Here is a 25040-nt window from a genome sequence, read left to right as displayed (position 1 = left end):
CAGACGCATGATGGCCGGAACATCGCTGCGCTTGGTCCGGCCTACGAACTCGCATCCGAACGCGGTAACCGCCGGAACCGTTTCATAACCCGAGCGATCGCCTTCTAGCAACCGGCCAGACTTACGGTGGTTGGTGAGGCCGGCCAACGTAGATCAACCCTTTGCGATCAAGCTGCGATGCCATCTCAAGTCCAACGGATGACCGAAGAATGCGCCGGATTAGCAGCGGTCCCTACCAAGCCTGGCGTACCAACGAACGACGCCAAGCAAGCCGATACGAAGCAATTCGTTGCGTTGCGATGCGATGCGGTTTTAAAACAACGCGATCTGCAACGAGTGATCCACCTAAAACCGTCTACAGACGAGGCCATTGCAAGAGACTTTCCAGGGCTGCTTATCGATAGCGATAAATGATCCCCAAAGCTCATCACGACGCGAACGACACTAAACGCATCGGATGCCAAGGCGCAAGCAAAAAGCCTCTTCACCATAAGGCAAAGAGGCTTCGCGATCGCAACGAGTCGTGATAACGGTTCAGTTATCTCGGCTTAGAATTCTTCTTCAATTACTTCCTTCGATGCGCGGGTGCCCAATGAGCCCCACAAGCCGTAAGGACTTTTCGAACCTGGGGCTTGTTCACCCGACAAGTTGTAAGCAACCGGCAGTGTCGTACCACTACCTGATTCGATGGAATCGGTGATGAACTTAACGGCTCCATCGCCCATCAACACGTGACAACCACCTTGGTGACGACTGCTTGGCGGCAGGTATCCAGAAGCAAATCGCCCCTGCCCAGTGCTCGTACCGATGCGATCGTTGTATCGGTCGAGAGTCGTGTTCGCGTCGCTCAGGCAGGTTGGGGAGTTTGGTGGCAAAATCGTGTTCATCGTCGTAAACAATGGATTGCCATCCGCCCAACGAAAACCGCGACATTCATCGACAGGCAAAAGGTTTGGTGGTGTTGTGCTAGCCCAAAATTGAGGACGACTTGCGTCAATCAAAGTATCCGAACACGTGTTCGGAGCATCGGTTCCCAAAACAACTCCTCGTCGAGGATTCGTGCGGGTATCCCGGTCGCCCAAGTCAGTTGTGATTTCGCCGGCGATGACCGTGTTGGCAAGACCATCGAGAATATCACGAAACGCCATCTTTTGGTGCGGAACGAAAGCACCACGCTGTGAAGCGCGGGAATACTTTGGATAGTCTCCCGTTGCCACCAAGTTGTGCGAAAACGGGCCAAGCGAACTACGGTATGGGCTATCGCCAAGACACGCTGCGTAGTTGGTACGGCCAAATGCGGGCAATCCAGTACCTGGGTCACTTGGGCATCGCAAGGTCGGGATATTCGTCGACCAAGGACCGTAGTTATCCCGGTCAGGAGATGGCCCCATCGCATTCCAAGTTCCTGTGGTGCCGTTGGTATTCAACGCGTTGGGATTGCTGATCTGCTCCCACAACGCCTGACCTTCGATAAAGGGTGTCAGTCCCACCAAGAAGCTGAGCTGAGCCAAGTTGGTGGGTTGGTTGTTCACGGAATAGTTCGAAACGGTCTGGCCAACGTTGACCCCTGTCGTTCCCGTCTTGTGGTTTGGTAGCTGCTTGAACGCACTGTGATAGTTGTGAATCCCCAAGCCAATTTGTTTGAAGTTGTTGCTGCAACTCATTCGGCGGGCTGCTTCACGGGCGGCTTGGACGGCAGGCAACAACAGCCCTACGAGGACGCCGATAATGGCAATCACCACCAACAGCTCTACCAGCGTAAAACCGTGTTTGTACTTCTTCATAATTCCAAATTCCTGCATCGGTGGAAAGATTTGATGCTGCGTCGCCGCACTTGGCTGCGAGCGATCCCAACATTGAGAAAACCAACTTTCGATAGTTGCTTACCGCGGATCTCCGAATGGATCCAAAACGGTCCTGCGAACTAACTCTCTCAATGGTAGGTGGGGCTAAGGGGATGCTGTATCCCGTATTCACCGGACACGGGAAAACTAAAAGCAGCTACGAAGTAGGGGCAACCAAAGCCCTCAAACGACTGTCCCTTAGCAAATAGAGCCCTGAAAAGCCCGTTAGAAACGGAAATTCGCAGGCCTTCCCGAAGGCCCCGCCAACCGGCCAACGGGTACAATCGACTGCGTGTTTGGCGATTTCCAATTCGAATCGAGCGAGCGTTAGCTCCAACTCCGCTCCACACTTCCGCCTCTAGATTCCCCTAGTGTGAGGCGAGTCGTATGCGGTGATTCAAGTGCAGTGATTTAGATGCTCCATACTTTCCCGGAGATAGAAAGACTCCCGGGCTGAAGTTGGTCGAGCTGATGGATCTCCGGATGTAATTGGTCACGCTGCAGTTCACCTCGTCGCAACTCACTGGGTCGCAATTCACCTCGTCGCAATTCACCAGGGTTTGGCTCACCGGATCCAGGCCGTCGGGATTGAGATTCGTGTGCATGTTGAGATTCGCGGCCTTGATGTGAACCCGGCGGCAGCCCCCCAGTCGCGACGTGTCCGCGGTGCATTCCTAGCAACGGCCGCTGTGACGACCAATTGGGTGGGAACGCCTGCGTCGGAGGAAACACGGGCGTCCAAGATGGATGCGGGACTCCGGGTGCAATTCGCTGCACACCGCCATTTTCTGCATTGCCGAATTCCAACTGCCCATGCTCCATTGGTTGTGCCTGCCCCAATTCCAATGGCGGCCCTAATTGCAACGACGGCTGCGGTTTCGGCTGCAGGTCTTCACCGGCTCGGGGGTGTCCGTAGCCGCCGTTTGGAGAGCCAATTGCCGGTGCAGCGAAATCAGGCGGACTTCCGTATGAACGCTGCGAGGGGTCCCGTCGACGGGGCCCTTGGACGCCTGCGTGCTGGCCATGACCGTGCCGCTGCCCATGCGGATGTGAACACCCACGGTGCGAATGAGGCTGAAATGACGACTGGTTTTGTTGAATATGCTGCTGCCCCAGGTAGGGCTGTTGCCCTCGATTCCGCCCTGGCTCGGGAACCTGTCGCTGATCAGGAAGGCCTAATTCAGGGAGGCCTAGTTCAGGACGCCCCGGTTCTGCGAATCCTGGTTCTTGAAACAATCCGGGACGCTGAATCGCCGGAGCCTGCATTCGCGTAATACGTCCGTACGGGTTGTGTGTGTTGGGGATGGGTGTGTTGTAGATGGAAGCGTTCGGAACGGAATTGAAGGCAGTGGGATCCGGCATCCCGGTCATCGGATTGGCGAACGAACGCTGGCGCTGAATCCATTCTTGGCGAGCCATCTCTTCCGCTGAAGAAAGCCGTTCCGCCTCCATTGGCACACGGGGCGAGAATCGCATGCCCGCCACCACCTGCCCACGCGGGTGCATCTGCCGATGGGGGATCGCTCGTCCAGATGTCTGATGAGGATCACCCCAATCCGCATCGTAACCAGATGGCCTCATTGCATGCTCGTTGCCAAGCGGATATTCCGACCGAGCTTCTTCGAACACGTTTGGCATGTCTGGCAATGCACCTGCGTGACCGTGGCAATCCGGTCCGCAAGCATGCTCCTGAGCCGAGAGCGAATTGATAGCGAACGAGCCAGCCAGCAACTGGCACCCCATCAACGCGAGTCCACCCATACCTATCCATCGAGCTACCATATTCAGTGCCTTCAACAAGGATTCGGTTCAGTCCTTGGCGATCATTCTCGTGTCGAACAGGGTCGTCAACTAATGAAATGAACCTTTCCAGTTTCACACCACGAACGCAGCATTTGATGGCGAACCAATCCCACCCCGGCCACGTCAAAAGATTGCTCCCGCGATGGTGAAGTACGCGAGATTAAGAGGGTTTGGGAAATCTTGCTGCTTAGAAAAGCTGTTGGTAGCAACCAAAGAACAGCCCCACATGCACGGCCAATAAAACCACTGCAGGAATCGGGCGAGACGAAAACAAGCCGACCACGGCAAGTCCGCATCCCAGCGATGCGACCACAACTCCGCCACCGGGGAAGAGTTGCCAACAAGCGAACGAAAAGAAGGCAACCCACAATGACGCCCAAGTCGCCGAACGCAACACACCCCATTCTGGATCTAAGATCTCGATGGAATCTAGTGGGACAGCGTTTGCCGTTGCGACAGCCTGATGATTTCCGGCGAACGGGCTGCCCCTACGAATCGGGCTGCCTTTGCGAATCGGGGAGCCCACTTCGGCTGACGCTAGCGAACTGTCGTGACGCTGAGCGGCTGTTGTTGCTTGCTGGTCACTGGAAGCTTCCGACGGCAACTTCAAAGCGTCGGCGGAATCGTCATTCGCTAAAGTACCTGGAGAGTCTACAGGCGAAGCATCGTACGTCTTCGCTTCCGCAGACGGTGCATCTTCAGGCGGCAGGGATGAATCAACGTCTCGCATGTCTCCAACATTAACACACCTTGATGCCTGATAACATTCCTGAGTCATCCAATAACAGAAACCTTGTCCGATTGAACGAGAGGATGAACACGTCGCTTTACCCACCGGACACAGTAAATCCACGATCAATCTTAAAGCGAGCGACACCCGAGAAAGATGCCTTCTTTATGCAAATTGCCCTCGTTAAATCTTGTCCATTCCAAAGACTGCTAGGTATCCTAGGATGCTGTTCAAAAACGGTTCTACAATCTGGTTTCCGCATGCGTTTTTCTGATAATTGGGTTTCTACGACATCAACATTCAGTCGTAATTTCTCGATCCTTTTCGCCTCCTTTGCGGTTTTCGCTGCAACCAGTTGCCTGTCGGCAGCGGAGCCCCTCGCTCAATCGAGCGAGGCCGTTCAGCCAGACATCGCCGAGGCGTCCGACGAGCCAGCGGAATCGATGTCCGTCGTGCGGATCCAGCCCAATTGGAAGATCGATCTTTTCGCCGCCGAACCCGACGTTGCCAACATCGTCGCGTTTGATGTCGATGCGAACGGCCACGTCTATGTTTGTGAAACGTTCCGCCAAGACCGAGGCGTGACCGACAATCGCGCTCACGATGAAACTTGGCTACTAGCCGACCTCGCTGCTGAAACGGTGCAAGACCGTATCGACTACCACAAACGACTCCTCGGCGACGGCGCCGCTGCATACGCTCAACAAGAAGATCGCATCCGTCGTTTGGTCGACACGGATGGCGATGGCAAAGCAGACCTCAGCACCATATTCGCGGACGGCTTCCACGCGTTAGAAGATGGCACGGGTGCCGGCGTCTTGGCCCACCGCGGCAAGGTCTACTACACATGCATTCCCAAACTTTGGGAGTTCACCGACAACGATAACGATGGCGTTGCCGACGACAAGAAAGTGCTGTCCGATGGCTACGGAGTTCGCGTGGCCTTCCGCGGTCACGACTTGCATGGTGCGATCATCGGCTATGACGGTCGGCTGTACTTCACGATCGGCGACCGAGGGTTCTATGTCGTCAACAAAGAAGGCAAGATCCTTGCCAACCCGGCCGAAGGTGCAGTGTTTCGATGCGAACTCGACGGCAGCGACTTGCACGTCTATGCCGATGGTCTGCGAAACCCACAAGAGATCGCGTTCAACGACTTGGGTGAATGGTTCACCGTGGACAACAACTCCGACAGCGGCGATAAGGCTCGGATTGTTCAGATCGTCGAAGGTGGCGACAGCGGCTGGCGAATGCACTACCAGTACCTACCCGATCGCGGTCCCTTCAACCGTCAACGGATTTGGGAACCTCACCACAACGAGCGCCCCGCTCACCTGATCCCGCCAATTGCCAACTTCACCGATGGACCTTCGGGCTTGGCCTATTACCCGGGCACTGGTTTCGGTGACGAGCTAAAGGACCGCTTCTTGATCTGCGACTTCCGCGGCGGTCCCAGCAACAGCGGTATCCGATCGTTCCAGCTAGAACACGATGGCGCCTTTTATAAGCTCGGCGAAGATGCACAACCGATCTGGAACGTGCTGGCGACGGACATCGCTTTCGGGCCCGCCGGTGGTCTATGGGTCAGCGACTGGGTTGATGGTTGGATGGGCTTGGGAAAAGCTCGCATCTATCGCATCACCAACCCAGACGAACAAGCCAAACCGATCATCGACGAAGTTAAACGCATGCTCGCCGATGACGTCACGACGCTCGACGTTGACGAACTCGCTTCCCGACTTGGCCACGCCGATCGACGAGTCCGCTTGGCATCTCAATGGGAACTTGCGATTCGCGGCGAAACCGAAACTCTGATCAACCTGATGCAGGACCAAACGCAAACGCCGCTCTTGCGACTGCATGGATTCTGGGGTGCCGAACATGCGGCTCGGCTCACCGAAAGCCTTCGAGCCCCTGTCATCGAATCAGCGCGATCTTGCCTGAAAGACGATAGCCCAATCATTCGCGCTGCCGCGTGTTCGGTTCTAGGTGACCAACGTGACTACGAATCGATCACCAGCCTTGCCAACTTGATCACCGACCCGAACGCAAAAGTTTCCTATCAAGCCATGATGGCGTTAGGTGACCTGGCCCTTTCGGCGCCGACAGACAATCGACTTAGCGATGTGTTTCCTAAAGTCGCTCAACTTGCCCATGACAACGCCAACAAGGATCCCATCCTCCGCCACGCAGCAATCCGTTATCTAACCCACGGGGCTAGCGTTAGCGATTTGGTTTCATTGAAAGATCATCCCAGTGTGGATGTCCGCCGGGCCGCCGTCGCCGCACTGCGTGGTAAGCAAAGCGAAGCCGTTGCCGATTTCCTACACGACGATTCATCTTTGGTGATCGCGGAAGCAGCGATGGCGATTCACGATGAACCCATTCCGGTAGCCGAAGACCGCCTGGCTGCGTTGCTGGATTGGAAAGAACTTCCCGTTGACTCCGATCCATTATTGCGTCGAGCATTGTCGGCCGCTTTCCGCATCGGCACTCCGCAAGCGGCAGCCTCGGTAGCCGGCTTGGCTGCCTCGGACCGCTTCCCCAAGTGGGCTCGCATCGAGGCGATCGATTCCCTCGCGGACTGGGCCAAGCCAGATCCAAGATGCCGAGTGACGAACGAGTTCCAAACACTACCAGTTCGACCAGCCTCGTCCGATGGCGAGCCGATCGCCAAGTCAGCCATGTCGGCCCGCATCGAAGAGTTGATGCTGGCCAACGAAGAAGTTCGCGAAAAGGCGATCGACGTCGGATCGGAACTAGGTATCGTTAAGATCTCAACCAGCTTGATCGAGCGTTTCAACAAGACAACAGGACGTCCGGCAACGCGAGCTTCAGCCTTGACTGCGTTGTCGCGTTTACAACCTGCAGTCGCCGTTAAGCTTGCCAAGAGCGTTGATCGGCAACAACCTTTCAGTGTCGTCCTGGCCAGTTTGAAGGTGCTCGGACAACACGATCCGGAAGGTTCGGTGGATCGCTTCATCGCCGCCACCGACAGCGCGACGCCCTCGGTACGTGGACTCGCTTGGGACCTCTTAGCCCAAAGCGAATCGCTGGACGCGTTGAAAAAGCTCAGTGAAGGACTGGCTGCCTACCTGTCCAATGAATTGCCATCGGACGTACGCCTGAATGTTGCTGAAGCGGCACGCAAACGACTGCCAGGTTCTTTGGTCGATCAACTTGATGCGAACCAGTCCACGCTTCAAACGACCGAACCACTCGCCAAGTGGTTCGACTCCTTGCACGGCGGCGACGTCGAAGCCGGTAAGAAATTGTTCTTTGAAAAGACGGAATTGTCCTGTGTCCGCTGCCACAAGGTGGATCGCGCTGGCGGTGAAGTCGGCCCCGATCTCACCGTGATTGGCAAAAAGCTAGATCGCCGCACCTTGCTTGAAGCGATCTGTTTGCCAGACAGCCGGATTGCTGAGGGCTTCGAAACCGCCGTGATCGCGGACGAAGACGGCCAGGTTTACACAGGTATCGTGGCCAAAGAAGACGACGAATTTATCGAACTGATCGCGGCTGACGGAACGCGTTCGACGATCGAAAAGGAACTCGTTATCGCTCGCAAGAAAGGGAAGTCATCCATGCCGGCTGGCCTCGCCGATCAGATGACGCCACGTGAATTGCGTGACTTAGTCGCCTATTTGGCCAGTTTGCAAGTCGACCAACGCTCGGACTCCGACATAGAATAGGTTTCGTGTGGTTGCAACAATCGTTGCATCCTTACGAATCGTATTTCACTGCTCGGGGGACGAAGCGATGGCGGGTCGGCTTAGATGGATGCAACACGTTTGCTCTCGATGGCTGCAAAGCCAGTCCCCGCAATGCCATTGTCGTATCCCACGATTAACGCGGACGCTACGACCTAACCGCGTTGCGTTCAGCCCGCTCGCCGTCACGTTAGCGAGCCTGTTGTTGGCAACCATTGCATCCGGCGTGCGTCCGCAGACAACCGAAGCCGCTGACCTGGAGATGGTCGACGGTTTCGGGAACGTCACAGGTGTCATCGACGTTTCGCGGCGCGGACTGTCGGTGTTTGAGAACACGGGTGCCCGTCATTTCTATCAACGAGAACCTCGCTATGACTTGCCCGGCGGTCGATACCTTGGGTTCTACAACCTGGAACTCAATCGGGTCGTGCGTTTTCCCCGTAGCGGTCATGGACCGATCGAGCGTGCTGACTTGGATGCTCCCCTGCCGCGGTTCATCCCCGGCTTAGTTTCGGTTCGCCCTATCGGATCGGGTCCAGGCTTCGGGCCTTACTTAAACGATTGGCTCCGCTCGCCAGTTGGTGTTCCAATCGTTGGCGGCCTCTCGACAACGAACAACTATCTAGGACCCGGTTACATAGGTCCTGGGTACATAGGTCCCGGGGGTCATTCAGGATTCGGCGGATACCCGGGACTCGGCGGCTATCCCGGACTTGGAGATGGCACACCCGGGTTAGGCGGTGTCTCGATCAGCGCCGTTATCCCAGGACGATTCTCGGGCTACCAACCACGTTCGGTGCTGTTGGAGTCGAAGGTCGAGCAGCTACGACCGCTCGCTCCCGTCGAGATCGAGTTTGTGAACACGCACAACGAAACGCTGATTGTGACACTGACGGACGCGCAGTCCCCTGGAAAAACACCTCGATATGAACTCGCCCCAGGTCAACGTCAGCGGGTGAAGTTGCCGCGTGACGCCGGTCACACGCGTATCGAGGTTTACCAAACGACCGACGTCGTTGGGTTGCCCATTGAGCAAGAAGTGCGAGTCAACGTGCCTCCTGAAATTCGCTATGAGGTTGTTGTGCATCGCATGCGGATTCAGTCCATCGCGATTGATCGAACTGGAAAAAGCCCCAACGCGATCGAAGATGTGAACATGCAGGGCGTGGGTGTCGGACGCTTCCCGCTACCACCCGGCGACCAATTGAACTCAGGCACGATCGACGTGTTCCAAGCCGCCACCGGCGCAAACAACCCCGGCGCGATCGCCCCCTTCGTGCCCCAACCCTGACGGATAAAAGTTACCCGCTGTTAGGATCACCGCACGAAACAGGCTAAAGCCTGGACTCCAACCAATCGTTGGAGTACAGCCTTCAGGCTGATCAGACGCCGGACATCCATCAACAACCGATCCAGGATGCACCGCACGTAACAGGCTAAAGCCTGGACTCCAACCGACCGTTGGAGTACAGCCTTCAGGCTGATCAGGCGTCGGACATCTAATCGAGCAAGCCAACGCCGCACTAATCTTGCTAACACTACCGCAAGAACCGATCGTAAACCGGGTTTTGAGTTTCGTCGACGCAACGATAACCAAGCGTGCCGATGAATTCTCGGAACTCATCCAGTTCATCATCGGGCACCTGAATGCCTACCAGGATGCGACCGTAGTCCGCTCCCTGATTTCGGTAATGAAAAAGACTGATGTTCCAACTCGGGTGCATTCGCGAAAGGAAACGCATCAACGCGCCAGGCCGTTCGGGAAACTCAAAGCGATACAATCGCTCGTTGCCACACATTCGGCTCCGGCCGCCGACCATGTACCGCAAATGCTGTTTGGCTAATTCGTCATCCACCAAATCCAGTGCGGTAAATCCTTTCGCCAAAAGCGACTCGCTAATCTCCGGAACTTCGCTGCGATTACGGATCGACAATCCAACCAAGACGTGAGCTTCCTGCTCATCACAAATCCGGTAGCTGAACTCCGTGACACTGCGTTGACCGATCGTTTCACAGAGCTGCTTAAAGCTACCGCGTTCTTCCGGGATTGTGACGGCAAACAACGCTTCCCTTTCGTCACCCACGTCCGCCCGCTCGGCAACGAACCGCAAACGATCGAAGTTCATGTTCGCCCCGCACGTGATCGCGACCAACACCTCATCGTGAAGATCATGCTGTGCGATGTACTGCTTCATTCCTGCAATGCTCATCGCACCGGACGGTTCCAGAATGCTGCGAGTATCCTCAAAGGCATCCTTGATCGCGGCACACACCGAATCGGTATCCACCTTGACAAAGCCATCAACTAAGTTGCTGGTCAAACGCAATGTTTCTTTGCCAACCATTTTGACCGCGGTCCCATCGGAAAACAGTCCAACTTCTTTCAGCTCAATCGGATAGCCCGCCTCGGTTGACTGAATCATCGCATCGGAATCAACCATCTGCACCCCGATGACTTTGATATCGGGACGAACCGCTTTGACATACGACGCCACTCCGGAAATCAAACCACCGCCGCCGATCGCCACGAACACCGCGTGGATAGGATGTTGGTGCTGCCGAAGGATCTCCATACCGATCGTGCCCTGACCCGCAATCACATCAGGGTCATCAAACGGATGCACGAACACATACTGATGCCGCTGCTGCAATTCCATCGCGTGAGCATAAGCGTCGGAATAACTATCCCCGTGCAGGATCACGTTGCCCCCCAAGGCAGCCACGGCATCGGACTTCAGTTCTGGTGTGGTCACCGGCATCACGATATGAGCTTGGCAGCCTAGCTCGCGAGCACTAAGAGCAACCCCCTGAGCGTGATTTCCCGCTGACGAACAAACCACCCCTCTGGCTAATTCATCACTCGAAAGCCGAGCCATCTTATTGTAAGCCCCCCGAAGTTTAAAACTGTGAACGGGCTGCAAGTCCTCCCGTTTCAGCCAAACTTGATTGCCCAGCCGAGAAGACAACTTTTGGGCCAGATCCAGCGGTGACTCAATCGCGACATCGTAAACGCGTGCGTTGAGAATCCTTTGCAAGTAGTCCAGCATCTTATTTCCGGGTAAAGGTAATTCGAATCGCTGTTAGTGTCCGGGAAATCAGACCTTCTGAATAGGCGACACTAGGTTTCGCCGAGAAACGAATTAGCCCGCTCTCGGCATGCCCATTTCGAGATTCGTGTGTATGCTGGTCGGCACTGTTCCCCACTTCACACACCACGATCTACAGAACCATCGGGACAATCATGTTGGACGCGCGGAATCGAAGTTTCTTGGCCGGCTTACTCGCAATGCTGATCCTGGGCGGAACCGCCTGGGCTGACGACGCCAAGGACAGTGCGACAAATAAAACGGATGCGTCCGCGGCAACCGAAGCTGACGACAAGACCGAGGCCAAAACGGAAAAGAAGGCAAAGGGACTCAGCGATCAAGTTGTTGAAACAAAACACTCATTGACCGTGGAAGGCGAAACATTTGACTACACCGCCACCGCGGGCCGGTTGGTGATTGAAACAGATGAACTGGATCCTAAAGCGGAAGTCTTTTTCGTGGCGTACACCCGCGACGAAGAAGATTCCTCCTCGCGGCCGGTGACCTTTTGCTTCAACGGTGGTCCAGGGTCTTCATCAGTGTGGCTGCACCTGGGTATGCTCGGTCCCAAGATCATCCAGTTCCCCGATGATGCTTCGATCCTGCGTCCGCCTTATCACTTGGATGAAAACCACAACAGCCTGCTCGACGTTACCGACCTAGTCTTCATTGACCCGGTTAGCACCGGATACAGCCGTCCGGCCAAAGACGTATCCAAGAGCGACTTCCATGGCTACCGCAAAGACATCCACAGCGTCGGGCAGTTCATCCACGACTACACTACAAGGTTCGAACGCTGGTTGTCGCCCAAGTTTATCTTAGGTGAAAGCTACGGCGGTTTGCGGGTCGCCGGGCTAAGCGGTTATCTGCGTGATCACTACAAGATGGAACTAAACGGTGCCGTCGTGATCTCCGGTGCAATCAATTTCCAAACGCTTCGCTTCTCGCCCAGCAACGATCTGCCTAACGTGTGCTTCTTGCCCACTTACGCGGCGACGGCTTGGTACCACAAACAACTCGATGACAAGCTTCAAGCTCTACCGCTGGCGAAGCTAGTACGCCGAGCGGAAAAATTCGCCTACGACCAATACGCTCCCGCGTTGCTGAAAGGCACCAACCTAAGTGACAAAGAGCGAAATCGAGTCGCAACCGAACTCGCCAAGCTAACCGGATTGTCGAAGGAATACGTTCTATCGACTGACCTACGGATTCCCATGGGCCGGTTCGGAAAAGAATTACTGCGTGACGAAGAGCTCACGATCGGTCGCTTCGACAGCCGCTATTCGGGGATTGATCGCGATTCCGCAGGCGAGGGTTCCGAATACGACCCCAGCGCGGCGGCTTTGTTCGGTGCCTTCACGGCGTGCCTAAACGACTACATGCGGCGTGAACTGGATTACGAAGATCGCCGTGTCTACGAAATTTTGACGGGCAAGGTACACCCTTGGAATTACGACTCGTTCGAAGGCCGTTACGTCGACGCCTCCGAAACACTACGCAAGGCGATGACCGCTAACCCATACTTGAAGCTGTTCGTTGCGTGTGGCTATTACGACTTAGCGACTCCACACCATGCAATGCATTACACGCTCGATCACTTAGGGTTGCCGAAAGCTCGCCAAGACAATGTCACTGTCAAGCACTACGAAGGTGGACACATGATGTACATCCACGGCCCGTCTTTGACGCAAATGCGTTCAGACCTAAAAAGGTTCTATCACCAAGCTTCGGTGAATGAATAAGTCTGTTGGCCTGATCTATTCGCTGCCAAGGCGTGAAGCAAAGTCGGTCCAGAACGACCGATCACGTTGGTAGCGAACGGGGTCGATCTGAGCTCGAAAGGCATCGAGATATTCGACGTAATCGCGAGCCGATTGCTCGTAGGAATAGTCCGGCGACGCCATCGGGTTTTCGTACGCCGGATCCCCTGGTTCGATCACATGCGAAAACGTTCCGTCGGCGTGCAGCTTGATGTTGGCAAGCAACCCGGGCAGCTTCACCTGCAACGCGTAAAGTCCCTTTTCCATCGGGTCCAGATCGGCAGTCGCTTCTTCCCAAGCGGCCGCAACATTAGCGGGCGTGCGACTGTCGGGGAAACGGATCCCGTAACCGGCTCCCGATTGAGTCAGACCATCGTAGTTCAAGTCGACCTGGGCGACCGATGGAATCAACAGGTTCAGAGCCCCCTCGTCGGTCAGCGACGAAACGTTTACCGAATCGGCAAGATAGTGAACTTGACGGATCGATTCCATCTCGTCGTCTGACAACGAGCTCAAAAACTGCTTCGGATCCGCATAGCCGCCCTCGTTATAAGCTCTCGCGATAATGTTGCCGAAATCGGTTTTCACCTGCTCGGCATCCACTTCCGTCGAAGTAGCCAGCGAGCGGTAGCGTCCAGTTTTCTCAAGCTCGTACCAGTTGTACCAAGCATCGACGGCTAGATCATCCAGCGGATCGACGTCGGCTTCCACGCCGACCACGACATCACTGGACGCTCCGCCCGGCGATTCGGCGGATTCGACGTCGTCCACGCTCGCAGCAGATGAAATATCCAAAGGCTGCGCCGAACGGTAACCGTCGACACCAACCGTTGCCAATATTTCACTGAAGACGCTCTGGACTTCATGACTGGTCGCATATCGTTTTTGCGATTGCAAAGTTCTGTACGAGACTGAATCGATCGAAGTCATCTCGGAAGACCCAACATGAGAACCGCTTCGTTCCCCGGAAAATGACACCCAAGGCCCAGTGACACGAAACGCAAACTTTACCGGTTCTTCCGATTATCGGCCCAAACCGATGTTGGGCTTGCGTCTTTTTACGCCTTTGGCGGAACATCTTCGATCCGTTCCAATCAAGGTTTCCAGCGGTGGCTGCTGGTGGAAACGAGCAAATCTCCGGTGCATTAGCGCAACCGCATTTTCGACTTCAGATTCGCTGGGAAATCTGAGATCGGTCGAATCTTCATATCCTTGTATTCACACTCGGCGGCTTCGCTTTGAATTTGGATTTGCCCCTTCGCTAGTGGTTTGCCGCGGATCTTCATATTCTCGAGCACCATCAAGATCTCGTCGTTGGCAATATGCACGGAAGTGGTCCCGATCGTGTAAATCTCAAGGCGGTTCCATTGCCCGTGCGGTGCATCCGGCTCCACTCGGGACCGAGCATTGCCCTTGGTGATGTAGTCATCGCTTTCGGCGTCGTATCGATTTCCTTTCACGCGAACTTCAGCCGACGTGCCCGCCAAGGTGAACAGGTCCCCCAGATCAGTCTCCTGAACCTGATACTCAATCGAAGATTTCCAAACGTTCCAGAACGAGCCGTGTTTCCCAGTGCAGTGATAAAGAATCCCGCTATCTCGCAAGCCGGTCAAACGAGGTTCCCACTTCTTTTCGCCCCAGCGAAATTGGGTACTAAAGTGAAAGTTTTCGAACTCTTCTAGCGTCGTCAGTCCACCATAAATTTCGCCGGAGATATGAAGCACGAGCTTGCCATCCACCTCCTTCACAGAGAAAACGTTCTTGATATCCGCATCCAGTCCCATTGGCGTTCCGCTGATTCCGTTCTTGGCTTGACGCGTGCCCTCCGGAAGTCCCTTAACTGATGTATGCGGCACTCCCATCCATACTTCAAAATTCGACAAAGAACTGTCAAGCAGCGGGCGCCACTCTTTGTCATCAGCCGAAACCGAAATTGCCGAAAAGGCGAGACACACGATTGTTGCAAATAGACGGTGATTCAAGATCAAGATTCCGTGGGGAGAGACTGCGGTTAAAGTTTGAATGTGGCAAACGTGGATGCCTTCAGCAACATGCGTTGACACGCGTCTTAGAAAGCTCGACGGTCCATGAAGTTCGCGATTGAAAATTCGCGTAGACCACGTCGACAGCGACGCATTGTAGCTAACCACCAGTGTAGCTCGGCCCAGTGATCAACAGTACTCACCGATTTCCGCACCCACAGAACGTCGTGTTTCTAGGGCTACCACCATGGCTTTCGCTGTCTCTTCGCTCGGGGCTTTTCACCGGGATTCCGGCTGCGGCAAAAATTCACACGATCTGAAAACACCGTTGTCTAGCTAGACGGTCCCGACCACAATCTAATCCACATCAAAGTCGACGACTTTTTATCTCACCACGTGCCATCAAGCTTCGAAGTGAAGTTGCTTTGTCTCGCTTGACTCGAGCCATCTTTCAACCCTCAACGACTCAGCGGTCCATTTCGCGGATGCTGTTGCTGGTTAGCACTGCACTTTCTGGAGCACGAATGCTGCCAGCAAAATCCCCCTCAGCCCGGGGAAAGCGATCGAACGCTATCCGTGCGAGAATTGCTCATGCGGGTGCCAGTGCAGATCTCTGGTGGAACCAATTATTGTTGCCGTAGTAACATCGAAACGCTGCGGTGGGCGGCCACCGACCGCGTCGCCCCCGTAGGCTTCCTGACCGAACGGGCTACCAATTCAAACACCCAAAACGACGAATTAAACCCCGATCACGCTTCCTCTTCGAGTTCCGCTGGAATCACGATACCTTCCCGCTGCTGTCGCTCTCAAAAGCCTGACGCGTCTGAACCGACGACTACGAATCCGCTAGCGATGCGTCTACCATAACGCTGCACATACCCCACAAGCGACCTTTCGTTAATAATGACGACTCACCGACAATGCATCGTTTTTTAGCGAACCATCACTCATCTAACCCCCACTGAATCCAATGAACCATTTCCTGTTTTCCCTTTGCGTGGTGCTATCGACGACGGGCGTCGACGCTTGGCCTTCGTTTCTTGGCTCCGGTGCGGAACCCCGCTCGGCCGCCAACCTACCATTGCAATGGACACCGACTGAAAACATCGCTTGGCAACAGGAGATCCGCGGGCACGGTCAATCGAGTCCCGTGATCTGGGATAATCTTGCCTTTGTTACCAGTGTGGAAGGCCCGCAAAAGGACACCTTTTACACAACCTGTTTTGATATGAAATCAGGTACTCAGCAGTGGCAACAACCTCTCACGAATTCATTCCCAGTCACCAATAGCTATTACGTCAGCCGAGCAGCACCGACGCCGGTGGTCGATCAAGATCGAGTGATCGCCTTATTCGAAAGCGGTGATTGTGTCGCGTACGACCACGAAGGCAACCAATTGTGGGTTCGCAACTTGGGCAAAGACGAGGGTCCCTTGACGGCTGAGTTTGGACTGGGTGCTTCACCTTGCCAAACGACGACCGATATCATCGTGCTACTCGAACACGATGGCCCCAGTTGCCTGCTTGCCCTTAACAAAGAAACCGGTAAAACGAGCTGGAAAGTGGACCGTGAACCTCGCCGAAGCTGGAGTTCGCCAGCGGTTTTAGAAGTCGACGGTTCAACACAAATCGTTGTTAGCTCCGCAGGCTCGATCGATGGTTTCGATGCCGAAACCGGCAAACAACTTTGGACGTTTGACGATGTCGGCGGGAACACCGGAACGACCCCGATGGATTGCGGGCAAGGTCGATTCTTGGTCGGAGCGTCACCCGGACGTAATGGTGAAGATGCTGGTTCAGCCGCCGGTTCGAATGGCCTGATGCAACTTTCTCGCAACGGCGACCAATGGGAACTTAAACGCCAATGGGTTGCTGAAAAGGCGACTCCGAGCTGGGCGTCACCGATCCTTCACAACGACCTTGCGTACTGGATCAATCGTGCTGGAGTGGTGTACTGCTTTGATGCCGCCACAGGCGAATCGGTCTACTCCAAGCGAATCGAGCAGTCTTGCTGGGCGACCCCCGTAGCTGTCGGCGATCGCATCTATTTCTTTGGGACCGGCGGGACAGTGACCGTGCTTTCGGCAGGTCGTGAATTCAAGGTGCTCGCCGAAAATGAATCCTGGACCAGTGAGAGTTTGCCTGCCGAAAAACCGTTGGCAGAAGAATCCGAAGAACGACGTCGCGGAGCAGCCATGTTCAGTCGCCCGACGCTCTACGGCGTCGCAGCCAGCCAAGACGCGTTCCTTTTGCGTGTTGGCAACGCACTGATTTGCGTTCGCTAACGTGCGTATTGTTGCGATTGCCGGCATGACAAACTTCGGTCGGCAACGCTTCTATTCAAAGACACGAACGGCGAGATGTCTGTTCGTCTGCAATTTGTGACTTATTGAGGCGTTGCCGCTTTTCCAACTGGAAATGGATCAGCGGAAGGGGTTGGGGTAGTTGGCATTTCGCCGAGGCATAAGATCCAATCATAGGCATCGCGACTGTTGGCACCGGGAACCGTAAAAGTCTGCGTGTCGACATCAACATAGGTGCCTCCATTCTGGTAAACGCCGTTCGTTGCGTCAAACCAAACTGCCTTCACCACAGATGGTTTCAAAGCATTCATTTTGATAGTGACGGATTGCCTGTCTTCGTTCGTCGGAAGGTAAACCAGGGCATAGCGTTTGTTGTCGGCAAGCAACGCGGGGATGTTAGTTCCGTCATCGATTAGTTGGCCGCCCATGCCTTGCGGACTGCACTCGTGCCATCGCCACTGCTCCATCAGTTTGCGAACGATTGTCGATTGCCCTGCACCTGGCAGATCGAGATGGTCTTGCCAATATTTCGCTGGGAAGTTCCAACCATCGGCCCCGAGGTTCCAGACCGGATCAGCTCCGTAAACCAAACCGACCAAGCCACCGCTGAAAAGGCAACGAATGTTGTCACGTCGAATGGCGTCATCGTGACGATTGACGAATAACTCTTCATAACGAGGCTCTAGGTTTAGGACTGGCTTGGTTGGCTTTCGCTGATAGTCGGCGAGTACGTGTTTACCGGACGTGTCGTTGTGTTGAGTATAAATGTCAAGCCAAGGTTCATCGGAGAGATAAGTACTGCCGTCAGCTTCATCTGAATCGTGCAAAGTCATTAGACGAGTGTGGCCGCCTTGGCCCTGTTCGATTGCGTTGGCAAACCTCCGGGTGTCTTCCACGACGATCTTACGAGCATCCACATCACCTCCGAGTATCCAGACGATGTTCTTGTACTTGCCATAGCGCCGGCCAACGAATCTGCCATAAGCGATCACGTCGGCTGGAGCGTAATGTCCGAGTTGTCGCGGACGCGTCCACGTAGGCAGAAAACCGATCGCCATTCCTCGTCGCTTGATCTCTTCAAATACCCAATCCACGTGCAGCCAATAGGCTTCATTCGGGGTGCTGCCCCAAGCCCCGGTGAATGCTTTTTCGCCGTACGCATCGATGCCGCTGAAGAGTGCACTCGCCATAATGACGTTGTAGCCTTTCTCCTGACGATCATCCAAATACGTTGCAACGTCCTGTCGCGTTACGCCCTGAAATAGACGCCAGCATGTATCTGCTTGCCAAAAGAACGGTGTGCCCGCCGAATCAACTAGGTAGCGGTGGTTGTTGCTGATACGAAGCGGAAACTCGACCGCGAAGCATTGCACTGGCATGCAGAGCAGCAAAGTGCCAATTACCAGTTCGATTCGCAACAAAATACCCGTCGTTAAACTATTTCGAACCACGCCAAACAACCATCCAAGCGGTATGCCAAAGAACGACCGTCTCTGAAGAGCAGTCTCAACTTCAGTCTTTACAAAAAAAATCGCCCGTGCACGCCAGCCAGAAGCTTAACATGCCGGGCGAATAGGAAACGGCAGGAGTCTCACCGGATCGGATCAATCAACGAAAACTCGACTCACCGCATAGCAATCAGTCTGCGTACAACGCAACTGACTTATTCTTGACCGTCAATCGAGACTTCTTCCGTTAAGCCGCCAGGATGCTTTTCCAAGAAGGCTTCTAACTCCTCGTTGCTCGAGCTCAGTTCGGGTGAAGAGCCACTGCATCCTGAGCACGCCATCATGGTTAATGTCAACGTACAAAGCAGCACCGTGAACACTCCAGTCTTTTCGAGATTCAATGCAAATCGGTTCTTCATCATTCACTTCTTCCTCAAGTTGGTAGTAATGGAATCTCGTTTAAAACTCTTGGTCGATGATTTCCTTCGACGCACGAGTCCCAAGTGCTCCCCATAAGCCGAAAGGACTTGGAATGCCTGGCTTCAAATGGGCACCATCTTTTCCAACTTGAGCACTACTGGAATCCCCTGCTTCGATCGAGTCAGTGATGAACTTGATCGCTCCATCCGCCATCAGGACGTGGACACCACCTTGGTGTCGGCTGGCCGGTGGCAAAATACAATCGTCGGTGTAACGCCAATGCAGACACGCTTCACGGTTGGGTGGCAAAATGGTGGTCATGCTGGTGAACCAAGGTCGGCCAAGTGCACCACTTGGCTCCCCGTCGATCCTCTGCCGCTCCACTGAATTCCAATGTCGCAGGCAGAGTGTCTTTCCAGAACTGCGGTCTAGCAGGATCAATCCCTTCGCGGCAAACAAGCGCACCTGTTGCGTACGAGACCGATGGAGAATAGCTGTTCTTATGCCCGACGCCGGTCGTTCGAATATCGTTATCCCCGAGATCGGTTAGCATTTCGCCGGCAGCGATGGTGTTCGACAAACCATCCAGAATGTCTCGGAACGCCATCTTGTTTCGCGCCTTAAAGACACCGCGACAACCGTTGCGAGCAATATCGACAACCCAAGTATTGGTGCTCAGGTTTCCTTTTTGGTCCACGCTGGCCGAAGTTTGACCGACGATGGAATCACCGACGCACGCTGCGTAGTTGGTTCGCCCTTGGCTGGGGAGACCATTACCCGGATCGCTGGGACAACGGAAGGTAGGAATGTTGGTCATCCAAGGCGGATAATTCGCTTTGTTCTGGTCGTTCAAACTACGCCGTGGATACGGTCCCATTGGCGGAAAGCTGTATGTCGTTTGGCCGGGCACCAAAAGCGGATTGCTGATTTGTTCCCACAATGCCTGTTGCTCAATAAAGGGCGTCAAACCAACTAACCAGCTCAGTTCAAAATAGTTGTTGGAAAAAGGCGCGTCAGACGCTTTCGTCACCATTGGACTCGGGTCCCAAGCCCCATCAAGATCGGCCGTTCCGCCACTCTGCATAGGAATCTGCTTGTATGCCGAGTGGTAGTTATGAAGTCCTAAACCAATTTGCTTGAAATTATTGCTGCAGCTCATCCGTCGCGCCGCTTCACGTGCGGCCTGTACGGCTGGCAATAACAAACCAACAAGCACACCAATGATTGCGATGACAACAAGCAATTCGACCAGCGTGAAGCCTTTCACGGACCTTTCATGCAGCTCTCTACTTCGATTCATGTTCATTATGTTCCTCATTTCGATTCTTCGCTTAGGTAGAAATTTCGATCTGCGAGAACATTTCCAAGAACTCGAATCTGAATAGCGTGTGGGCGGGAGGGTTGACCTGCGTTTTTCCCAGGATCAATCGCCGTCACACTTCACATCCCTATGTGATCACCAACTCAGGTCACTCTTGGAAACGTGCCGCATCCGAGAATAAGACACATGTAGAAAGTGCCAAACTCGGCCAATGTGGACCAAAAATTCGCGAAATTTTTCTGAATACCTGCCACGCTTTTTCGACAGCGGGCACTTATCCGCGGTTTCCGAAGGGATTCCTGCTAAGACAAAATCCGAGGGCCAGAATCGGTTTTGTTGGTCGATGTATTCAGACCGACAAAAGTGCGATGAAGAAAAGGTTTCCGTCGCCAATCGCCTTTGCGGCGACTGGGTAGAATGCGCAGAGTTGCACAGTAAAATACTCCGGTGTCGCTATCGCATGGACCGTAGGTGAAACGAATGCGACAGTGACTTAAACCGCTCTACTTCAGGCGATCGATTAGGTACGCCTGGACCGTCTTATGTTTGGCATCCGAAGCACCGGGGTAGAAGAGCTCCGACTCGACGCCGACTGCATTGAGTTGTTCTTGCAACTTGACACCAAAGTTTGATGTGTGTGTTGGGTCACCTTGCTTTTTGCCGATCGCTGGCGGTTTGCTGTAGAACATGTACGTCGGTGGATCATCGCTGCTGACCCACGCATAAGGTGAATAAGCGTTGATCCAGTCCAGAATTTCATCTCGCTTGGCTAAGAAAGCCGGAAAGTCGAGTTGGAACTTCGGTTCACCCGGCTTATAGATTCCGAACGCGTGACTGCCGTACTTGCTGTTCGGCGTCCACTCCTTCATCTGCTTAGGATCTAAGGTGGTTTGCGGCCGAATCGTTGCCGAGCAATACAGTCGAGTCGATTGACGTGAGATCGGGTCAGCGCTCTCTGGGTCAGCTAGATCATCATGGAAGGCCAACCACAAGCTCGTACAACCACCCGCCGAACCACCACACGCTCCGATGCGTTCAGGATCAATGTTCCACTGCGATGCCTTACTACGGACAAACTGCAACGCCCGGGCAGCATCTTCCATCGGTGCCTTCACTGGCGGTTCAACACCTTGGGCTTCTGCATCCTTGATGTACCGGTACTGAACCGACACAACTGAAATACCGGCATCCAAAAGCGACTGCAACATGTTCATCAAGTTATCGTCCTGCGGATCGCCTCCTCGCCATCCGCCACCGTGAATGTAGAACACCAGCGGCGTCGGCGACTCTGACTTGGCTTGCCAAAAGTACAGGACCTGCTTGTGATGTTCGCCATAGGAAACCTTGTCGAGGGTCGGCTTTAGCGTTGCTGTCTCATCGGCTTGAGCCGAACCGCCAACGTTCGCCACGCTCACTAACAACAACGCTGCAATCAACAGCAACCAACGACTGAAATAATTCTTCATCACGATGTTCTTTCAATAGAATTTCTTCGAGACACTGATCACTACTCGACGACAAGTTCATCGATGTAAGGCCCACCGCCCGTTGTGGTCTCCAGGCGAATTGTGTTACCGCCCCGCACTAATTTGACCTTCACTTCAACAGTTTTCCAATCCTTGCCCCAAGTCTTGGTATTGGGAAAGAACAACTTAGGACGGACTACTTTTCCGTTGTGGAGCAATTTCATGACTCGGCCACCACCTTTGCTCGCATTACAACTGTAACGGATCGAGATCGTTCCCTGGTAATCATCACCATCGTTCTCTTGGTACCACTCAACGAAGCCGTCTGCGTTGCCACCAAAATCCAAAAAGCCTTTGCCGTGAAATCCTGCACCGTTGGTTGCGACGCGAGCTTTTTGAAAGCTTGCCTCTTCGGCCTGTGCACCAGACGAACCTTGTGCGTCAGACGAATCGCCGGCTTCGGAGGAACCATCATCGGCCTCCCCCCAGTACAATCCTTCGTCGGGACCGAACCGCTCACTCATTTCGAATAACAAATGACTTCCGCGATAGACGGCCGCTTTAACCACCGTGTCGTCATCCACTTCGAACACACCCGTATACGGGGCTTGCGGCTTCGAACCGTCAACGCTGTAGAAGATTTCAAAGTTCTCAACGGATTGCTCTCCGCGAATTGCAATCGATTGAACATCGATGCTGACGGCACGGGATGTCATCAGTTGTTTTTCGCCGAGAATGGCACCCGCGACAACGGACGAGTCACTTCCCGGTTCACTCTCGCCTAAGAAGCAGCGGGTCTTTCCGAAGAATGCTGTTCGCGATGGTTGACCGTAGTTGTTTTCGGTGTTGACCGGGTTGCCGCCTTCCAAGGACAAAATTCGAGCATGCCCGTCGACGTGATAGTGAACTCGGTTTTCCGCATAGGGGTTCATGACTCCGCGATCGTCGGTCTGCTCGACGGTCACGATCGGGTTGCGGTTACCGGTGACCGACAACCGCAACCTGGACGGTGCACCTGCGGTTTCCTGTACCGCTCGCGCGACCTCGACGCCGTCGCGATAACCCACGGCGAGTAACTTGCCCGGCTTCCAGGGCACCAGCCAATCGCACTGCATCTCGTCCCACTTCTTGCCTGGACGATCTTTACCCAGCGACTGGCCGTTCAGGAACAACTCCACCTCGTCACAGTTCGAATACACCCACACCGGAACCTCGGTTCCCGCGGCCATCTTAGGATGGGTCCAGTGCGGCAAGATATGAGCCATCGGCTCGGTGGTCCATTGACTTTGGTAGAAATAAAAGAGGTCCTTCTTGAATCCAGCCAAGTCCAATGCACCGCCCATGAATGCGCGGAACGGCCAACCGCCATGCACGTAGCCAGCCTCGCCGAGGTAATCAAACCCGGTCCAGCGAAAGTGACCGCTGAACCACGGAAGGTCACGCATCAATTCCCAATTCTTACGTGCCGTGATTCGCACCATGGCGTTGTCATAGGACGAATTGAAGATTTGCTTTCTGTTCTTCCGTGCCTTGGGTGCAATCCAGTCGTACGTGAAGATTTCCTTTTCGGTTAGGTCTGGCAACGGGAAGGGACCTGACCGAGCTTTTGCGCCATCCCGAAACCACGTTTTACTGCGATAGTAGCCACGGACTTGCCAAGTGTGGGGAGCTTCGGTTGCAACGAAAGGTTTATCCGGCGGCGGTTTCTGATAAAACCGCTGGCTTTCCGACGCACCGTTAACCCCTAGCACATCCATCTGTTCCGATCCGGAATGGCCGGACGTCACCAACCGTGTGGGGTCCATCTCGTGACAAACCTCAACCAATCTCGATGCGATCTTCCCGTGCGTCTCGTTCCCTAAACTCCAGATCATTACGGAAGGATGGTTACGGTTTGCTTTCAACCAAGTGCGAAGATCTCGTTCCCACCATTGGTCGAAAGCCTGTTTGCCATAGTCTTCCTTTGCCTTCTTACTCCAGCCGTCAAAGATCTCGTCCATCACAAGCATGCCCAACTCGTCGCATAACTCATAAAAGACAGGCACCTGAGGATTGTGTGCGGTGCGGATGGCATTGCAGCCCATATCCTTGAGCAACTGAATCTTCCAGCGAATCAATTCATCCGGTGTCGCGGCCCCTACCGGTCCGGCTTCCAAGTGATCCGCTACACCTCGCAACTTAACGTTCTTGCCGTTCAGCCAAAATCCGGTCGCGGTATCCCACCGAATCGTTCGCACACCAAACCGAGTCACCACAGGATCGCCGGAACCGAGCGTGCTCTTGAGATGATAAAGCGTAGGACTTTCAGGGCTCCACAACTTTGGATTATCAATCGATAGGTCCTGGGCCACCTTCACGATCGCCCCTGGTTTGATCTCCACATCCGTTTGCGTCTGAGCAACCACGACCGAACGTGCATCCAGTACTTGCGTGTGCAAAACCGACCGTGCCACCTGATTTGATTCATTCACTAGCTCGGTCGCGACCGACACCTTTGCGAGATCGTCACTAACATCAGGCGTTCGAATCAAGACGCCGTCGTTGGCAACATAGACGGGATCGGTTAATCGAAGATTGACGTGAGCGTAAATCCCACACCCGTGATACCAGCGTGCCGACGGCTCGAGTCGACAATCCACACGGACGGCGATTACGTTTGTTCCGGACTGAAGATGATCCGTTAGATCGTAGTGAAACGGGATGTAACCATATGGACGTTTCCCAAGTCGATGGCCGTTGATCCAAACTTCACTGTTCATGTACACGCCGTCGAAATGAATCGACACACGCTTCCCCTGCCAACCCGCCGGGACTTCAAAGTGTTTGCGATACCACCCCATGCCGCCCGGCTTGTAGCCACCCGTGTCCCGCTGGTCAGCGTCAGCAGAATAGTCGGCTTCGAACGCCCAGTCGTGAGGCACATCTAATTCACGCCAAGCGGAATCGTCCAACTCAACTTGCTCGCCGCCATTCACATCGCGTTGAATGAACTTCCACCCTTGATCAAAACTTAACCGTTCGGCAAAACCGTTCACTGGCAACATACTAAGACAGGTCACCCCAAGAACGATCAACGACCATCTCGCTGAATCCGATATATTCATCTTTGACTCTTCAAACGCAAACTGACAAGACAAGACCACCGGTCTTGTGAACCGAGGCAAA

15 protein-coding genes and 1 pseudogene are annotated in these 25040 nt (G+C 54.3%); 5 read left to right on the top strand and 11 right to left on the bottom strand.

The features are described 5' to 3' along the window. Positions 1–177: 177 nt before the first annotated feature. Entirely contained in the window at positions 178–414 is a 237-nt protein-coding gene (locus tag ACR3ZL_RS11110) for a hypothetical protein (protein WP_473653093.1), read from the top strand. A gap of 134 nt (positions 415–548) precedes the next feature. Here the strand turns inward: ACR3ZL_RS11110 and ACR3ZL_RS11105 are convergent, their stop codons facing one another. The 3 genes from ACR3ZL_RS11105 to ACR3ZL_RS11095 all read right to left on the bottom strand — a co-directional run bounded on the left by ACR3ZL_RS11105 (position 549) and on the right by ACR3ZL_RS11095 (position 4425). Then, on the bottom strand, positions 549–1784 hold the full coding sequence (locus ACR3ZL_RS11105; RefSeq protein WP_473653094.1) for a DUF1559 family PulG-like putative transporter: 1236 nt from the start codon (positions 1782–1784) through the stop codon (positions 549–551). A 471-nt stretch (positions 1785–2255) separates the two neighbouring features. Then, a complete protein-coding gene (locus tag ACR3ZL_RS11100) occupies positions 2256–3626 on the bottom strand; it encodes a hypothetical protein (RefSeq protein ID WP_473653095.1) in 1371 nt (456 codons plus the stop codon). Between the two features lie 208 nt (positions 3627–3834). Continuing rightward, complete coding sequence (locus ACR3ZL_RS11095; RefSeq protein WP_473653096.1) at positions 3835–4425, bottom strand: hypothetical protein; 591 nt, start codon at positions 4423–4425, stop codon at positions 3835–3837. Positions 4426–4637: 212 nt separating this feature from the next. Here ACR3ZL_RS11095 and ACR3ZL_RS11090 point away from each other — a divergent pair, with 212 nt between their 5' ends. Both ACR3ZL_RS11090 and ACR3ZL_RS11085 read left to right on the top strand, forming a co-directional pair. Beyond that, entirely contained in the window at positions 4638–8072 is a 3435-nt protein-coding gene (locus ACR3ZL_RS11090; RefSeq protein WP_486173457.1) for a PVC-type heme-binding CxxCH protein, read from the top strand. 88 nt (positions 8073–8160) lie between these two features. Beyond that, the gene (locus tag ACR3ZL_RS11085) at positions 8161–9381 is read left to right on the top strand and encodes a hypothetical protein (protein WP_473653099.1); all 1221 of its coding nucleotides are present in this window, start codon (positions 8161–8163) and stop codon (positions 9379–9381) included. A gap of 247 nt (positions 9382–9628) precedes the next feature. Here the strand turns inward: ACR3ZL_RS11085 and ilvA are convergent, their stop codons facing one another. Then, positions 9629–11137 (bottom strand): threonine ammonia-lyase, biosynthetic, encoded by a 1509-nt coding sequence (gene ilvA, locus ACR3ZL_RS11080; protein ID WP_473653100.1) that lies wholly within the window; start codon positions 11135–11137, stop codon positions 9629–9631. A gap of 194 nt (positions 11138–11331) precedes the next feature. Between ilvA and ACR3ZL_RS11075 the strand changes: the two genes are divergently transcribed. Beyond that, positions 11332–12918 carry a S10 family peptidase gene (locus ACR3ZL_RS11075; RefSeq protein WP_486173456.1) on the top strand — a complete coding sequence of 529 codons (1587 nt, stop codon included), beginning with the start codon at positions 11332–11334 and terminating at the stop codon, positions 12916–12918. A gap of 15 nt (positions 12919–12933) precedes the next feature. Here the strand turns inward: ACR3ZL_RS11075 and ACR3ZL_RS11070 are convergent, their stop codons facing one another. Together ACR3ZL_RS11070 and ACR3ZL_RS11065 are read right to left on the bottom strand one after the other, a co-directional pair. Further along, entirely contained in the window at positions 12934–13866 is a 933-nt protein-coding gene (locus ACR3ZL_RS11070) for a hypothetical protein (RefSeq protein WP_473653102.1), read from the bottom strand. Positions 13867–14081: 215 nt separating this feature from the next. Further along, entirely contained in the window at positions 14082–14918 is an 837-nt protein-coding gene (locus tag ACR3ZL_RS11065) for a 3-keto-disaccharide hydrolase (protein ID WP_473653103.1), read from the bottom strand. Between the two features lie 970 nt (positions 14919–15888). Here ACR3ZL_RS11065 and ACR3ZL_RS11060 point away from each other — a divergent pair. Beyond that, on the top strand, positions 15889–17202 hold the full coding sequence (locus tag ACR3ZL_RS11060; RefSeq protein WP_473653104.1) for an outer membrane protein assembly factor BamB family protein: 1314 nt from the start codon (positions 15889–15891) through the stop codon (positions 17200–17202). Between the two features lie 101 nt (positions 17203–17303). On the opposite strand, the gene ACR3ZL_RS11055 is transcribed toward ACR3ZL_RS11060, so the two are convergent. The 5 genes and pseudogenes from ACR3ZL_RS11055 to ACR3ZL_RS11035 all read right to left on the bottom strand — a co-directional run bounded on the left by ACR3ZL_RS11055 (position 17304) and on the right by ACR3ZL_RS11035 (position 24979). Then, positions 17304–18638: a glycoside hydrolase family 140 protein gene (locus tag ACR3ZL_RS11055; RefSeq protein WP_473653105.1), complete on the bottom strand. Its 1335-nt coding sequence runs from the start codon at positions 18636–18638 to the stop codon at positions 17304–17306. 245 nt (positions 18639–18883) lie between these two features. After that, on the bottom strand, positions 18884–19090 hold the full coding sequence (locus tag ACR3ZL_RS11050; RefSeq protein WP_473653106.1) for a hypothetical protein: 207 nt from the start codon (positions 19088–19090) through the stop codon (positions 18884–18886). A gap of 37 nt (positions 19091–19127) precedes the next feature. After that, a pseudogene (locus tag ACR3ZL_RS11045) lies at positions 19128–20388 on the bottom strand (DUF1559 family PulG-like putative transporter). Between the two features lie 524 nt (positions 20389–20912). Continuing rightward, positions 20913–21875 carry an alpha/beta hydrolase fold domain-containing protein gene (locus ACR3ZL_RS11040; RefSeq protein ID WP_473653107.1) on the bottom strand — a complete coding sequence of 321 codons (963 nt, stop codon included), beginning with the start codon at positions 21873–21875 and terminating at the stop codon, positions 20913–20915. 41 nt (positions 21876–21916) lie between these two features. Then, positions 21917–24979 (bottom strand): glycoside hydrolase family 2 TIM barrel-domain containing protein, encoded by a 3063-nt coding sequence (locus ACR3ZL_RS11035; protein WP_486173455.1) that lies wholly within the window; start codon positions 24977–24979, stop codon positions 21917–21919. Positions 24980–25040 lie beyond the last annotated feature (61 nt).

The sequence above is a fragment of the Rhodopirellula sp. J20-39 genome (genome assembly GCF_057365095.1).
This window is presented reverse-complemented; position numbering and strand designations above follow the sequence as displayed.

Excerpts from the sequence above, each read along its gene's own strand:
- ACR3ZL_RS11110 (WP_473653093.1), top strand. The coding sequence starts at position 178 with ATGCCATCTCAAGTCCAACGGATGACCGAAGAATGCGCCGGATTAGCA.
- ACR3ZL_RS11105 (WP_473653094.1), bottom strand. The coding sequence starts at position 1,784 with ATGAAGAAGTACAAACACGGTTTTACGCTGGTAGAGCTGTTGGTGGTG.
- ACR3ZL_RS11100 (WP_473653095.1), bottom strand. The coding sequence starts at position 3,626 with ATGGTAGCTCGATGGATAGGTATGGGTGGACTCGCGTTGATGGGGTGC.
- ACR3ZL_RS11095 (WP_473653096.1), bottom strand. The coding sequence starts at position 4,425 with ATGACTCAGGAATGTTATCAGGCATCAAGGTGTGTTAATGTTGGAGAC.
- ACR3ZL_RS11090 (WP_486173457.1), top strand. The coding sequence starts at position 4,638 with ATGCGTTTTTCTGATAATTGGGTTTCTACGACATCAACATTCAGTCGT.
- ACR3ZL_RS11085 (WP_473653099.1), top strand. The coding sequence starts at position 8,161 with ATGCAACACGTTTGCTCTCGATGGCTGCAAAGCCAGTCCCCGCAATGC.
- ilvA (WP_473653100.1), bottom strand. The coding sequence starts at position 11,137 with ATGCTGGACTACTTGCAAAGGATTCTCAACGCACGCGTTTACGATGTC.
- ACR3ZL_RS11075 (WP_486173456.1), top strand. The coding sequence starts at position 11,332 with ATGTTGGACGCGCGGAATCGAAGTTTCTTGGCCGGCTTACTCGCAATG.
- ACR3ZL_RS11070 (WP_473653102.1), bottom strand. The coding sequence starts at position 13,866 with ATGACTTCGATCGATTCAGTCTCGTACAGAACTTTGCAATCGCAAAAA.
- ACR3ZL_RS11060 (WP_473653104.1), top strand. The coding sequence starts at position 15,889 with ATGAACCATTTCCTGTTTTCCCTTTGCGTGGTGCTATCGACGACGGGC.
- ACR3ZL_RS11050 (WP_473653106.1), bottom strand. The coding sequence starts at position 19,090 with ATGATGAAGAACCGATTTGCATTGAATCTCGAAAAGACTGGAGTGTTC.
- ACR3ZL_RS11040 (WP_473653107.1), bottom strand. The coding sequence starts at position 21,875 with ATGAAGAATTATTTCAGTCGTTGGTTGCTGTTGATTGCAGCGTTGTTG.
- ACR3ZL_RS11035 (WP_486173455.1), bottom strand. The coding sequence starts at position 24,979 with ATGAATATATCGGATTCAGCGAGATGGTCGTTGATCGTTCTTGGGGTG.